Here is a 12,948-nt window from a genome sequence, read left to right on the forward strand (position 1 = left end):
GTGGATCAGCCGACGGCCTGCTGTTCGGCGCGTGCGCGGGTGGCGGCGAGGCGGTAGGAGTCGGTGCCGGTCTCGATGATGTTGCCGCCGAAGGTGAGGCGGTCGACGATGGCCGCGCAGAGCCGGGGGTCGGTGAAGGTCTTGGTCCAGCCGGAGAACGACTCGTTCGAGGCGATGGCCACGCTGTTCTTTTCCTCCCGCTCGGTCAAAACCTGGAAGAGGAGTTCGGCGCCGCGCCGGTCGAGCTCCATGTAGCCGAGCTCATCGATGCACAAAAGATCCACACGGCCGTAGCGGGCAATCGTCTTGGTCAGCTGCCTCTCGTCTGCGGCCTCGACGAGCTCGTTGACCAGCTTCGTGGCCAGCACATACTTGACCCGGTAGCCGGCCATCGCGGCTTCGGTGCCGAGCGCGATCAGCAGGTGGGACTTGCCGGTGCCGGAGTCGCCGATGAGACAGAGCGGCAGGCTCTTCTTGATCCACTCGCACTTGGCGAGGGTGTGGATCAACGCCGCGTCGATGTTGGGGTTGGCGTCGAAGTCGAACTTGCGAAGCGACTTGTCGCGGGGAAAGCCGGCGGCCTTGATGCGCCTCTCGGAGCGGCGCCGGGCCCGGTCGTCACACTCCGCCAGCAGAAGTTCAGCGAGGAAGCCGAGGTAGGACATCTGCTCGCGGCTGGCGGTCTCGGCGAGTTCGGGGAACTGGTTACGGATGGTCGGCAGCCGCAGCATCCTGCAGGCCTGGTCGACCGCCGCGGTGGCGGCCTGCTCGGTGAGTCCTCGCTGGCGGGGGGGTGCCTCTATGTCTTTCGTCAAGCGAGGCGTGGGGTTTTCGGTTCGTAGAAGGTGCCGTCGCGGAGCATCGCGAACAGCACGCTGATGCGGTGCCGGGCGAGGCGGAGGAGAGCCTGGGTATGGGTCTTTCCGCGGGCCCGGCACTTGTCGTAGTAGGTGCGGGAGGCGGGATCGTGCAGGGCAGCGAACGCGGACAGGAACATCGCGCGTTTGAGCTGTCTGTTTCCCCCGCGGGGTGCGTGTTCGCCGTGGATCGAGGCCCCGGAGGACTTCGTAGTCGGGGCGAGGCCGGCGTAGGAGGCGAGGTGGGCGGCGGTGGGGAAGCTGGTACCGTCGCCGACGGTGACCAGCAAGGTGGCGGCGGTCCTGACCGCGACCCCCGGCATCGAGGTCAGGACCGGGGAAAGAGGGTGAGCCTCCAGCAGCTGGCCGATCTGGGTTTCCAGGGCTCGTCGTTGCTCATGGACGGCGGCGAGCGAGCGGGCCAGCGACGGGATGACGACGTCGAGAGTGCCGGTTCCCGGGACCACGACAGTCTGCTCGTCGAGCGCGTCGAAGACCTCGTCGATCAGGCGGGTGGCCATCCTGGGGGCCTTGGGCCGGATGACTTCCACGAGCCTGCGGCGTCCGACTTTTCGCAGGGCGGCCGGGGAGCCGTGGCGTTCGAGGAGCCGGGTGACGGCCTGGTGGTCGAGCCGGGGCCCGAGGACACGTTCGAGGCTGGGGTGGAACTGGGTGAGCAGGCCGCGGATGCGGTTGCTGGTGCGGGTGGCCTCGGCGGCGAGGTCCTGGTCGAAGCCGGTCAGGACGGTCAGTTCGGCGGTGATCTCGTCGGTCAGTTCCAGCGAGCGCAGGGTGTGCGGCATGGTGCGGGCGGCGTCCGCGATCACCGCGGCGTCTTTCGCGTCGGTCTTGGCCTCGCCCGGGTAGAGATCGGCGATCCTCCGCATGGCAAGTCCTGGCAGGTAGGCGACCTTGCAGCCCGCGTCCCTCGCGACCGTCAGCGGCAGGGCGCCGATCGAAGCCGGCTGGTCCACGATCACCAGGACGGTGCCGAACTTCGCGGCCAGCTTGTCGAAGACGGCCCGCAGTTTCGGTTCGCTGTTGGGCAGGGGTTTGTCGAAGACCTTCTTGCCGGCCGGGGTCAGCCCGTGGCCGTGGTGGGCGGTCTTGCCGACGTCCAGGCCGAGGAAGATGCCCACGTCGCCGGTGTCGAACATCGTGCGCTCAGCTCCTTTGGTGCGGCTGGCCCTGGCGTCGGTGTCGTACACGCGCATCCACGTTATGCAGACCTGCCGTCCGCGGACTGCCCGGCGTTGCACCGGACCGGACGGTGGCCGGACCTCTTATCAGCGTCTCCGACGGCACCCCTCGGGCCCGGTGACACCACCCCCCAGGTCATCCGTTCCAATGCCGTTGCTTTTGGGGTGCACGGGGTGTTGAGCCATCCGTGTTGGTGTCGCGTCTGGAGCGTCTAGGGCTGGGGATTCTGACCCGGTCGTGTCCCGCTGAACTGGTGGACCGGGTCGTGGGCAAGGCGGGTTGCGTGGAGAAGCGCCGCCGTCTCCTGTCGGCCCGGTTCACGGTGTACTTCGTGCTCGCGCTGTGCCTGTTCCCGCAGGCCGACTACCTGGAAGTGCTGCGACTGGTGAAGGCAGGTGAGCCGGTGCTGAGGCCATGGACGGGGGTGAACAAGTCTTCCCTGACTCGGGCCCGGCAGCGGCTGGGCTGGCCGGTGATGCGTGACCTGTTCCAGTGCGTGGCCCGGCCGCTGGGCAGGAGCGCGGAGCTCTTCCACGGGCTGCGTGTCCTGGCTATGGACGGGATGATGCTCGCCGTCCCCGATTCTCCCGGCAACCGGGAGGCCTTCGGCAAGTCCGGTTCGCAGCGCAGCCCGATCGGATACCCGCAGGCGCGGGTGGTCGCACTGGCGGAGTGCTCGTCGCATGCAGTGCTGGACGCGGTGATCGGTGGCTGGAAGGACTCGGAACGGATCGTCTCCGACGGGCTGGAGGCCCATATCTGTGCCGGGACGCTGGTGCTGGCCGATCGAGGGCTGTGGGGCCTGGCCCGGTGGCATTACTTCCGCAACCGTGGCGCTCATCTGCTGTGGAGGATCGAGCGGCGCAAGGCCCGCAGAGTCAAGGACGTTCTGCCGGACGGGAGTTACCTGGCCCGGATCCAGGCGAACAAGCACAGTAAAGCGGCCGGGACGGTCAAAGCCCCGCCGGCGCTGGTGCGGGTGATCGAGTACCGCATCGACGGCCAGGCGGACGTGATCCGGCTCATCACCAGCCTGACGGACCACGAGCAGTACCCGGCCGCTGAACTCGCCGTGCTCTACGCCCGGCGCTGGGAGATTGAGCTGGTCTTCGACGAGATCAAGACCCATCAGCGAGACAGACCCGTCCTGCGGTCGCAGACCCCGGACGGAGTGCGGCAGGAGATCTTCGCCCACCTGATCGTCCACCACGCGACCCGGGACCTGCTCAACGAAGCAGCACAGCTCGCTCAGACCAGTGCTGATCGGACCTCGTTCACTCGTGCTCTGCATGTTGTCCGCCGTTCGGTGATCGCGCCGTGCGGCTTTTCCCCCCTCGGCCCGCACGCGGGACCGCCGCCTCGGCCTCGCTGAGATCGGACTGGCACTGCTGCCACGACGACGCTCCCGCGACTGCCCCCGGAAGCTCAAATCGTCGATCACCCCGTTCGGCAGCAAGGCCCCCGACGAACCCGCCAGCCAGCGCCGCCCGGCGGTCACCATCACCGTGAACCACAGATGGCAGTAACCGTCAAAAGCAACGGCATTGTCATCCGTTCGACAGGGGGGAACAGTCATGCCGGGCCCGAAGGCCAGCGGCCCTCTTGCAGGACCACGGAAAACATAACGGGGGGAAGGTCACAGTCGTTCTCTTTCAGAGGGTGGGGCGGTCCGGCCGACGTAGTCGCAGCAACTGGTCGTAGTGGGCAACCGAGGAAAGCGGCCGCTTGTCGGGTGGCAGGTGAGTCAGGCGGCGTGAGGTCAGGGACGTGACATTTGACCGGCCGGCCGTGGGCGGAACAGGTTCCGCCGGGGCATGGCCGTCCTCCTCCGCCGCCTTGCGGGCCTCAAGTGCGACGGCGTCCGCGGTCAGCGCGCCCGTCTTCAGGGCCGCCGCGAGCCCGGTGACCAGGTGTTCGTGCGGTAGGTGGCGGCCGAGAAGGAGGACCTCGATCAACGCGCGGGTGCCGTCGCGTTCGCCGTGGGCCATGACCGCTGCCGCCCACCAGGCGTCATGGACCGGGGTGAATCTGCCTGCGGAGCGGGCCTGGTCGAGCGCGGTCGCTCCCGGCAGGGCGCCGGGCTTGCGCCCTCGCCGTCCAGGACCAGGCCCTCGATCCTGTATGCCTCCTCCGACTCCGGCAGCCCGAGGGCCTCGGCCTGCTCGGCGGTCAGCGGGAGCGCGACCTTGCTGGTGGTCACCGACTCGAACCCGTCCACCGTGCGCGTGTCCGCATGCACCTCGGTGACCGTGATCTCGAACCGCCGGCCACGGTGCAGATGCAGCCGCATGCCCGCAGCGAACTCCTCCCGGCCGCGCCGCACCCGGTCCCCCACCGCGGGCGGGACCCGCTGGGGCACATTGACGACGTACGTACCCCCGACACGAATATCCCTCATCCGCATCGGACACCTCCCACCACAGCGTCCAGGCAGCAGCTACATCGATCTGCCGCCCCATCCACCACAGGCACACCGCCCCGGATGGCACCACGCTGCGCACGGTGTATGCACTGGCCGTACCCGCCTGGGAGCTCGACGCCCTGTGGAAGGTCCTGGCCGCCCTGCGCCGCGCGCTCGCCGCCGAGCCGGGGCACGAGGACCGGCCGAGCTCATGTCCCAGACCGCCGCAGACTGGGGAGAACCACGCACCGCAGCCGGCCTCACCGCGCAGACCGAACGCATACTGGCAGTGCCCCTCCCCGGCATCTGGGAACGCCGCCTCAGCATGGCGCAGCCCGTACGGCGTGGACAAGGTCGTTAGTAAGGGAGGGTGCAAGCGCTGTCGCCCGGGTCCCCATCTGCCCATATGCAGGCTTGGACCTTTGCGCCGGGGCCATCCCAGATCCAGTCAGTGCGGGACCACTGTTTTCCCGGACCGAAGACGCGCACGCTGCCGATCTGCTCCCAGGTCTCGCTTCCGCTTCTCTGCCGGAGTAACTCACCACGACAGACTCCGCCGTACGTTGCCTGGTAAGCGGCGCGAGCCACCCAATAGTTCTTGGTGTCGTTGTACATACTGTCGATCAAGACTGTGCAGTGGCTTGTGTAGCCAGCCACGACGCCACCTTGATACCGGCTGTAGGAGTCGGCGAATGCCGGAGCGACGGCCAGGCTGGTCGACGCTACGGCCGCTGCCACGGTGGCGAATGCTTTGATGCTCTTGCGCATGGTCCCCCCTTGACGGATGGTGGCCCCGCAGCCGTGGATGGCGGCCGGCATGGGGCCGCGCTGAGCGGCTCCCCGCAAGGCTGGAACGCCCCCGCCAACTTGTCATCCCTCTGCGATTGAGCCGCCGGCCGGCACTGTACGTGACAGCCAACCTCGCTACAGATCAACAGCATTGACTTCGAGTCAGGTCCGATGGAGTCCCGCAATTCCGGGTTCTGGCCGATCTTCCCGGGCTTCGGACGGGGCCGGCGGGCATCAGCACGGGCCTGTGCGGCGTGAGGCCGGTAGGCCCAGCCGGAGCCGCCCCTGTGCAGCGGTATGCCGTTGCGGCGTATCTCCCGGCTGATTGTTGAGGGGCTGCGGCCCAGCTCGGCCGCGATGGTCCGGATGGACGCCTTCTCCCGCCGCCGGTCAGCGATATGGATGCGCTCGGACTCCCGCAGATAGCGGCCAGGGCCTGCCGAAGACGGCTCCCGGTGGACCGGGGGACGCGCCTTCGACAAGCCCTTGTGAGCATGGCGGCCGTTGCGCCACACCTTGCCGGTCCGCGGGTTGATACCCACGATCCGGCACGCCTCTTTGTTGCTGTAGCCCTGCCGCATGAGCTGGAAGTATGCCGTCCGCTCAGCGATCAGCTTCTTCCGTCCCTGCGGCCTCCGGTCCTCCCGGATCTGATGGTCCATCGCAATCCCCTGAGCTGGGGTGTTGCAACGACCACTAGAACCTAAGTGAGGGCCCGGGGCTCTTCGTGAATGCTGCCGCCTAACCGTCGCGGTCTTCCCGCCTGGCCCACCGGTGTGGGCCAGGAGCCCGCCGCAACGCCAACCGACTGACCGACTCGTCTCCGCGTTGATTAAGACGGCAGGGCATGGCGTCAGAGTGCCGGGTCAGCGGTCAGGTTCATCAGTCCGTGCTTCTTCGAGGGCAGGTAGTGCTCGCTGCCCTCGAAGTTGGCCCAGTAGCCGTTGGCAACCGTGTCCACCACGCCAGGCCCGAGGATCGCCGGCCCGTTGCACTTGGCTTCGCCATTGGTGTCGGTCACGTCACGGCAGATCTCGCCGCCGCCGCTGTTGGTGAACGTGACGAGCTTTCCCGCCACCGGCTTGTTGGTGAGGGCGTCGATGAGGAGCGCCTTGAGCCCGGCCGTGCTGAGGGGCAGGACGTTGACGGCAGCCTGGTAGGTCACCAGACGCGTCGGGTGAGGCCGCTCCTCCCAGCCGGCCGGATGTGCCTGAGCCGTGGCGGCTGCACTGAACAATGCAGCCACGGCGAGCATGGACGCGCCGACACAGGTCGTCCTGTTGGACATTTCGCTCCTTCGCAGACATGACGAGGAACCACTCCTCGCCCACGCTGCGATAAACGGTTCAAGAGATCAGAGGTCACCTGATCAGCCCAATCGTCACCCCAAGGAGCTCACCGCAACCCTCCCGGAGCTCGTGAGCACCGACCAGCAGCCTACGAATCGCAGGTTCCGGCACGGCTCCTGGAGCCCGCCAGGCACTACGAGTTCGGCGGCCGACCACCGCCGCCCACGGGCTCGCGGACGGGCCGGCTGTCGAGCGCTGTACGCAGTCGCTCGGCGGTGAGCCGGTACCGCTGGACGAAGTCCGGGTCCTGGAGCTGGGCAGGCTCGTGGAGCCGCTTGTCCGGGACGGGCCGGCGTTCTTGCGTCCTGCCGAGGGGAAGGCCGGGGCGTGAAGGCCGCTGGTCTCCTGGGGGGCGTTGGGTGGCTGGTGTCTGGCGGATAACGGGTTCACAAGGCCCGGGCCCTGCACCGGCGTCTGATGTGCCGGGTTGCCGGGGCGGTTCGGGTAACCTGCCTGCCCTCCATGCCCTGCCGGTCCGGCCCCGGCACGGGCCGCAGGGTCAGACTGCGCTCGGGAGCCCCACGACGTGGTCCGGAGTGTCCACCCAGATGTGCTGCCGGCCATGGCCGTCGACCGTCAGGCCGAGGCGGCCGAGCCCGGGTCGGCCCTGCCCGTCCCACCAGGCGTGAGCGGCCTCGGCCTCGTCCCACAGCCGGCGGCCGCCGTACTGGTACACCGTGGACGACTTCTCGTCCTCGCGGAACAGCACGCACGCCCAGGACCGGTCGCCGCCGAGGCTGCACAGCCACACCGGCTGCCGGCCGTCCTGCGGCGCGTCGAAGACGACCGCACAGTCCGGGACGAGGAGGCCGAGGACGAACCGGGAGATGTCCCACTCGCCCGCGAGCGTCGCGCCCAGAGTGAGCACCGTGGTGCCCCGCTCGGCCTTCTCCCGGGACTCGGCGGTCACGTAGTCCCCGTACGCGGGGAGGTCCTGGCGCTGGGCGCGCAGGCTCATGAACTGCACCAGCGCGGTGAGCATGCCGCTCGCGGTCCGCCCGTCCGCGGCGACTGTGAGCGCGACCGTCGCCTCGGTGCGGGTGAAGCGCGTGCCCCACGGCACCACGATCCGGCCCCCCGGCCGGCACTGCTCCAGCCAGGCGCCGGGGATGGTGTGCACGCCGCAGGTGGCGATGACCCGGTCATACGGTGCTCCGGCAGGATGCCCCTGGAAGCCGTCCCCGCACACCACCGTGACCGCCCCCAGGCTCTGCCGCTCAAGGGCCGCCCGGGCGGCGTCCGCGAGGGCCCGGTCCACCTCGACCGTGGTCACCGCCCCGGCCCCGAACCGGTGCAGGAGACCGGCGTTCCACCCCGTGCCAGTGCCGACCTCCAGGACCCGCTGCCCGGGGTACACGTCGAGATCGGCGAGCATCGCGGCGACGACGGACGGAGCGGACGCCGACGACGACGCCACCCGCCCCTGCTCCAGCCCCTGGTGTCCGCCGTCGTCCCACTGCGTCACCAGCGGATCGTCGGACTCGGCCGCCGCCCGCCACCGCTCCGGCTCCCGGGCCCGCTCCACGGCTTCCACGTCCCCGGTCCGCACGCGGTGTTGCCAGATGACATCGGGCAGGAACCCGGCCCGGGGCAGGCCCTCGAACACCGGCCGCCACCCGGCGGCCAGCATACCGTCCGCGGCAAGGCGCGCGACCAGCCCCCGCCAGCTGCCCGTGGTGGTCACTTCCCGTGCTTCCCACCACCGTCGGGGGAGCCGCCGTCCGTCGTGGGCGGCTCCTTCGGCGGTGTCCACGGCTGACCCGGCAACTTGTCACCCTTGCCGCTGTCATCCTGCTTGTCGTGCCGGCCCATGTGCCCCACCTCATCCCGTCGCATGAGGCAGACCACAGTACGGGCGGGGCGGAGTGCAGGAAAGACCACGCGTCGGAGGCGCCGTCGGAGACCGGAGGACAGGTCCAGCCGCACGCAAAAGCCCAAGCCCCCAGGGGCTTTGGAGGTGCGCAACGAGCGACCGGGGGTCCAGGCGGGTGTCCCCGGCGCGGCCAGGCGGACGCCGGGAAGACGGCGTCGCCTCCGTTGCCAACGGCCGACGTGCCGGAGGACGGCCGTACTCCCTCTGGTCTGCGGCCGTCCCCGGCAGCCCCGGGCCCCGATGCCGTCGAGACGGACGGCCTTGCAAGCGACGCGTCGGGCCGGACAGCCGATGAGAGGCGACTGTCAGCCATGAAAGGATTCCGACCATAGATGCGCAGGAGGAAGAGCCCTACCAGGGGCATTCCACAATCACGTTGTCGTGGAACGTCTTGTTGTTGTCCGCGTAGCCCCCGTACACGTAGCCGTACTGGTATTGCGTGCTGCCGTTGCTGTAGTGCTCCTGGAAGACGTGGTACCAGACGTTGCCCAGGTCGTTGATGTCCTGGCCTCTCTTCCAGCAGTCGGCGCTGACGTAACCGGGCTGGATGACGTCCGAGGCCGTCTTGGGACTGATGCTTGTGGACTCCTGGTAGACCCCCACATTGTGACCTGCGGTCAGGGCGATGTTCACGACCGGAACCGTTGCCGACGCACTCCCGACGGCAAGTGCCAATCCGCCCGCGGTGAGCGCGGCGACTATCGCGGTGCGATGTCCGAGCTTGAACCACATATCTGCCTCCCGGCGAAGAAGAACCAACGATGAGGGCGGCCCGGCCAGAGCCTGACGACGCCGAAGCCTTGACTGGGCCTGGGGACCCACGTGACGCTCTTTCAGATCGCCCGGTGACATTGCACCGCAGGCCGGCGGACGGGGCCATCTATTCGGATCAGCAGCGAATAGTTCTGCCAGGAAAGGGGACTTCACCCAGGGTTGGCATCGAGCAGTCCGGCACCCAGTGGGGTGAGTGTGTGTCGCACGCTGCGTCCCTGCCGGACGGTGGCCACCAGTCCGGCCGTGCGGAGCGCCGCTGCGTGTGCTGAGGCCGCCGGAGGCTTGATGCCCAGACACGCGGCGAGTTCGGCAGTGCCCACGCCGGGGCCGACGGCTCGCAGCGCCCTGGCCTTGGCCGGACCGAGGAGCGCGATCAGGCGTCGGCCGCGGGTGATGGCCGGTCCTGGTGGAAGTCGGGTGCGACGGGATAGAACAGGGCTGGCCGACGGCCGTCCTGGAGCAGGAAGCCGACGCCATCCTGGAGGAACAGGCAGGGGCGGAGTTCCAGACCGCGCCCTTCCAGGGGGACGGACCAGACACCTTCGTCGAATCCGGACGGCTCGGCGTACTCCAACACACCGCGGTCGTGCCAGGCGAGCCGGGGGTGGAGGGTATCGAGCATCCTGCCGACGCCCTGCTCGGCCATGGTGCGGGCCCGCCGCTGGGTATCGGCCTGAATCACACGCTCCATGTCGTGCCAGTCCGGGGCCAGGCACGCACGGTGCAGCGCCCAGGCCGCGTCCGCCACACGGCGCAGGCCCCGGCCACCTTCGTCACGCAGCTCCTGGACGATTCCGGGTACCTGCGGCATGTCGTCGTACCTGGCCAGGTCGCCTCGGACTCTGTCATCGCAGACAGCGACGATGTGGTCCAGTTCGTCACCCAGGCGCCGACGGCCGGTGGGGACGTCCGCGCCGAGGAAGTCCGGCATCCCCTCACGGCTCGCATTGACCAGCTCGATGAACGGAGCTGCCCTCCAGGGCACATTCGCCCGTACCCGCCGCCACCACCGCTCCCGGGCACCCGAAACACCGACGTAATGATCCCGACCTGCCCCGATGGCGCCCAGGAGCAAATGATCCATCGGTGAACTGCTGAACCGGGTCCGCGCCACATCCTGCACACTGAAAACGAGCTCGATCACGCTCTCCCCCTCACGCCCCACCCACCCATGAAGAACGAGCCTCCCCGATCAGGCCCCAGGCCACAGGTCCAAATCCTGCCGAACACTGTGATCAGCCCACCCAACCAGGCCCTGTCCAATGGGTCAGACCGTCGTGCGAGTGGCGACGGGCCGACCGGGGATCGGCCTCCATGCCAAGCGGCTCGGACGCATATGGTCGACGCCGAGCGTGCTGAGGTTGCGCTGCCCGTCCTCAGTGAGGGAGTGAAGCCGACGGGCAGCATCGCACCGCGGTACTGCCCGCGCTGGTCGACAGTCGATGTGGAGACTGCGGGCTACTGCCTGTCACACCGGCACGGTGGCGAACCGCGAGGAAGTGCCGGCCGGGTGATCGGTGAGCCCTTGGCGCCTGCGAAGCGTGCACGCGAAACGCGTTGGCCGGAGGTCAGTTGCCGGTCCTGAGGGCGTCCAGGTGCCGTCGCAGTACCTGCCGGAGCAGCTTGGGTGGATAGCGGTCCGGCAGCAGCGTTGCCTGGAGATTGAGTCCGTCGAGGAGGGCGGCCAGTCGCGTGCCTTCCAGTTCGATGTCCATGCTGCCTGGCAGCCCGCCGACGCGTCGGGCTTCGTGCAGCACGCGCATCATCAGGGTGTGCAGGTCGGCTTGCATCTCGGCAGCGCAGGGCCGCAGTTCGGGGCGGGTGTGTGCTGCGGCAGTGAAGGCGAGCCAGAGTGCGGACTCCTGGCGGCGGGCCTCGTCCAGGGGGAGGAACTCGGCCAGGAGCTCTTCTGTTCCGGCCCGGCGGTCGATGCCGCCGTCGGGAGCCAGGAGCCGCTCGGCGTGGGTGCGGATACGGTCGCCGATGCGCCGGCTCAGCTCCCTCATCGTGAAGGCCATCAACTCGTCGTGGTCGGCGAAGTAATGGCGGACCGAGCCGATGGCGAGTCCGGCTTCATCGGCGACGTTGCGCAGCGACGCATGCTCCAGCCCATGCCGGGCGGCGACGGACAGGACGGCCTGCGCCACCGCCCTGCGGCGGGCCACGGGATCAACGATCTTTGGCACCTTGCCTTTATAGCACGACCGAGCTAAATTTTTTTAGCGCAACCGTGCTACAAGGATGGATGGTATCTGCGTGAACCCCTGGCTGCTCGCTGCGATCATCGCGGCGGTCGTGATCGTGGTCGTGATCAAACGAATGATCGGTGAACCGGTCAATGCGAAGGACCTCTTCATCACCCCGGCGATCCTGACCGGGATAGGCATCCTGTCCCTCGTCAAGAAGACGGATCTGACCGGGGCCGACCTCACCTGGGTCATCACGGGCGCCGTCCTCGGTGTGGCACTCGGCGCACTCCGCGGCGCCACCATCCAACTCAGCGACAAGGGAGGCGTCCTGTGGCAGCGATACACCGGCCGCACCTTCCTCACCCTGATCGGCGCCCTGGCGGTCACGGCCGGCTTCAATGTCCTGGCGGTGAAGATGGGCATGCACGAGAACGCACGCCCCCTCCAGCTCTCCATCGGCGTGAGCTTCCTCGGCGAGTCCCTCATGGTCGGCTGGCGCGGCATGGCTTCAGGGATCCCCTTCGCCCCGGCACGTACTCGCTGACTCACCGCCATACCCCGCACCGTCCGGCGGGTCACGGTCGGAGCCAGAGGCGGATGGCAGCGACGGTCACGGTGCCGTGGAAGATGTACACCCTTTCGTTGAAGCGGGTGGCTACGGCGCGGAAGCCCTTCAGGGCGTTGATCGTTCGCCCGGCTTCGTTGCGGCGTTTGTAGATCGTCTTGTCGAAGCCGGCGGGGGCGGCCGCCCGCGCTGCCGCGGCGTCGGCGGTTGGCCCGCTGGTCCTTGCGTTCGGGGATGGTGTGCTTGATCTGCCGGCGCCGTAGGTACCGGCGGTTCCGGCGGGACGAGTGCGCTTTGCCGCCGCCCAGGTGACCGGGGCGGGTGCGCGGATGACCGCCGCCCCGGCGTGGGACGCGGATGCGTTCGAGGACCGGGATCAGTTGCGGGGCGTCGCCCCGCTGGCCTGGGGTGATGACGAACGCGAGCGGACGTCGGCCGCCCTCACCAGCCAGGTGGATCTTGCAGGTGAGCCCGCCACGGGAGCGGCCCAGGGCCTCGTCCGGACGATGCTGAACAGGTCGGCCGCGTCGTCCACGGGTACGCGGCGCGTCGGTGCGGGCGCCCGCGGCGTGCTGATGGGCACGGCCCGAGGCCGAGTCCACACTGGCCATGCTCCGGTCGATCCGGCCTTCGGTATCGGCGTCGGCCTGGACGGCCCGCAGGATCCTCTCCCACGTGCCGCCCGCCGACCACCTGCGATGCCTGTCGTGCACGGCCTTCCACTTCCCGAACCGTGCCGGCGGACCACGCCACGGGACACCGGTCCGCTGCCGGAAGAGAACGCCGTTGATCACCCCGCGATGACTCTTCCAACACCCGCCCCGCCCCACGTTCCTCGGCAAGTGCAGCTCCAGCCACGCCCACTCCTGATCCAACAGATCACCCCGCCCCACAACAGCCGGAACGATATGAATGCTGGCCCTGGTCACACGACCCATCGGACACTGCCTA

14 protein-coding genes and 1 pseudogene are annotated in these 12,948 nt (G+C 68.8%); 2 read left to right on the forward strand and 13 right to left on the reverse strand.

The window, feature by feature from the left end; all coding sequences use genetic code 11:
* Window positions 1–5: 5 nt before the first annotated feature.
* Window positions 6–815: an IS21-like element helper ATPase IstB gene (istB, locus tag DXZ73_RS00745; protein WP_205519071.1), complete on the reverse strand. Its 810-nt coding sequence runs from the start codon at window positions 813–815 to the stop codon at window positions 6–8.
* Window positions 812–2,014, reverse strand: a complete 1,203-nt coding sequence (locus DXZ73_RS00750) for an IS110 family transposase (protein ID WP_116209131.1) — start codon at window positions 2,012–2,014, stop codon at window positions 812–814. The genes istB and DXZ73_RS00750 overlap by 4 nt, the downstream gene beginning before the upstream one ends.
* 308 nt (window positions 2,015–2,322) lie before the next feature.
* Here DXZ73_RS00750 and DXZ73_RS00755 point away from each other — a divergent pair, with 308 nt between their 5' ends.
* Complete coding sequence (locus DXZ73_RS00755) at window positions 2,323–3,429, forward strand: IS4 family transposase (RefSeq protein WP_240351674.1); 1,107 nt, start codon at window positions 2,323–2,325, stop codon at window positions 3,427–3,429.
* A gap of 280 nt (window positions 3,430–3,709) precedes the next feature.
* Here the strand turns inward: DXZ73_RS00755 and DXZ73_RS00760 are convergent, their stop codons facing one another.
* The 10 genes and pseudogenes from DXZ73_RS00760 to DXZ73_RS00790 all read right to left on the reverse strand — a co-directional run bounded on the left by DXZ73_RS00760 (window position 3,710) and on the right by DXZ73_RS00790 (window position 11,429).
* Window positions 3,710–4,045: a hypothetical protein gene (locus tag DXZ73_RS00760; protein ID WP_240351036.1), complete on the reverse strand. Its 336-nt coding sequence runs from the start codon at window positions 4,043–4,045 to the stop codon at window positions 3,710–3,712.
* Window positions 4,009–4,455 carry a hypothetical protein gene (locus DXZ73_RS39010; RefSeq protein ID WP_240351037.1) on the reverse strand — a complete coding sequence of 149 codons (447 nt, stop codon included), beginning with the start codon at window positions 4,453–4,455 and terminating at the stop codon, window positions 4,009–4,011. The genes DXZ73_RS00760 and DXZ73_RS39010 overlap by 37 nt, the downstream gene beginning before the upstream one ends.
* Window positions 4,456–4,815: 360 nt before the next feature.
* Window positions 4,816–5,226, reverse strand: coding sequence for a hypothetical protein (locus tag DXZ73_RS37775; protein WP_162889872.1), 411 nt, complete (start codon window positions 5,224–5,226; stop codon window positions 4,816–4,818).
* A 191-nt stretch (window positions 5,227–5,417) separates the two neighbouring features.
* A pseudogene (locus tag DXZ73_RS00765) lies at window positions 5,418–5,909 on the reverse strand (helix-turn-helix domain-containing protein); the annotation flags it as partial.
* Between the two features lie 191 nt (window positions 5,910–6,100).
* Complete coding sequence (locus tag DXZ73_RS00770) at window positions 6,101–6,535, reverse strand: hypothetical protein (protein WP_162889923.1); 435 nt, start codon at window positions 6,533–6,535, stop codon at window positions 6,101–6,103.
* A gap of 560 nt (window positions 6,536–7,095) precedes the next feature.
* Window positions 7,096–8,280, reverse strand: coding sequence for a methyltransferase domain-containing protein (locus tag DXZ73_RS00775; RefSeq protein ID WP_240351038.1), 1,185 nt, complete (start codon window positions 8,278–8,280; stop codon window positions 7,096–7,098).
* Entirely contained in the window at window positions 8,277–8,432 is a 156-nt protein-coding gene (locus tag DXZ73_RS37780) for a hypothetical protein (RefSeq protein WP_162889873.1), read from the reverse strand. Before DXZ73_RS37780 ends, DXZ73_RS00775 begins: the two co-directional genes overlap by 4 nt.
* Window positions 8,433–8,820: 388 nt before the next feature.
* Entirely contained in the window at window positions 8,821–9,102 is a 282-nt protein-coding gene (locus DXZ73_RS00780; protein ID WP_162889924.1) for a hypothetical protein, read from the reverse strand.
* Window positions 9,103–9,616: 514 nt separating this feature from the next.
* Window positions 9,617–10,327, reverse strand: coding sequence for a hypothetical protein (locus DXZ73_RS00785; RefSeq protein WP_162889925.1), 711 nt, complete (start codon window positions 10,325–10,327; stop codon window positions 9,617–9,619).
* A 484-nt stretch (window positions 10,328–10,811) separates the two neighbouring features.
* Window positions 10,812–11,429, reverse strand: a complete 618-nt coding sequence (locus DXZ73_RS00790; protein WP_162889926.1) for a TetR/AcrR family transcriptional regulator — start codon at window positions 11,427–11,429, stop codon at window positions 10,812–10,814.
* 70 nt (window positions 11,430–11,499) lie between these two features.
* Between DXZ73_RS00790 and DXZ73_RS00795 the strand changes: the two genes are divergently transcribed.
* A complete protein-coding gene (locus DXZ73_RS00795) occupies window positions 11,500–11,976 on the forward strand; it encodes a CcdC protein domain-containing protein (RefSeq protein WP_116209136.1) in 477 nt (158 codons plus the stop codon).
* Between the two features lie 31 nt (window positions 11,977–12,007).
* Here the strand turns inward: DXZ73_RS00795 and DXZ73_RS00800 are convergent.
* Window positions 12,008–12,890 (reverse strand): IS5 family transposase gene (locus tag DXZ73_RS00800; RefSeq protein ID WP_116209137.1). Its coding sequence is split into 2 segments (ribosomal slippage): window positions 12,008–12,172 and window positions 12,174–12,890, totalling 882 coding nucleotides; the frame shifts between segments, so codons are not numbered across the junction.
* Window positions 12,891–12,948: the final 58 nt, after the last annotated feature.

This window comes from Streptoverticillium olivoreticuli subsp. olivoreticuli (assembly GCF_003391135.1).
Taxonomy (GTDB): Bacteria; Actinomycetota; Actinomycetes; order Streptomycetales; family Streptomycetaceae; genus Streptomyces; species Streptomyces blastmyceticus.

Coding starts and splice junctions, on each gene's coding strand:
- DXZ73_RS37775 (WP_162889872.1), bottom strand. CDS start 5,226: ATGCGCAAGAGCATCAAAGCATTCGCCACCGTGGCAGCGGCCGTAGCG.
- DXZ73_RS00750 (WP_116209131.1), bottom strand. CDS start 2,014: ATGTTCGACACCGGCGACGTGGGCATCTTCCTCGGCCTGGACGTCGGC.
- DXZ73_RS39010 (WP_240351037.1), bottom strand. CDS start 4,455: ATGAGGGATATTCGTGTCGGGGGTACGTACGTCGTCAATGTGCCCCAG.
- DXZ73_RS00770 (WP_162889923.1), bottom strand. CDS start 6,535: ATGTCCAACAGGACGACCTGTGTCGGCGCGTCCATGCTCGCCGTGGCT.
- DXZ73_RS00760 (WP_240351036.1), bottom strand. CDS start 4,045: ATGGCCCACGGCGAACGCGACGGCACCCGCGCGTTGATCGAGGTCCTC.
- DXZ73_RS00785 (WP_162889925.1), bottom strand. CDS start 10,327: ATGGATCATTTGCTCCTGGGCGCCATCGGGGCAGGTCGGGATCATTAC.
- DXZ73_RS37780 (WP_162889873.1), bottom strand. CDS start 8,432: ATGCGACGGGATGAGGTGGGGCACATGGGCCGGCACGACAAGCAGGAT.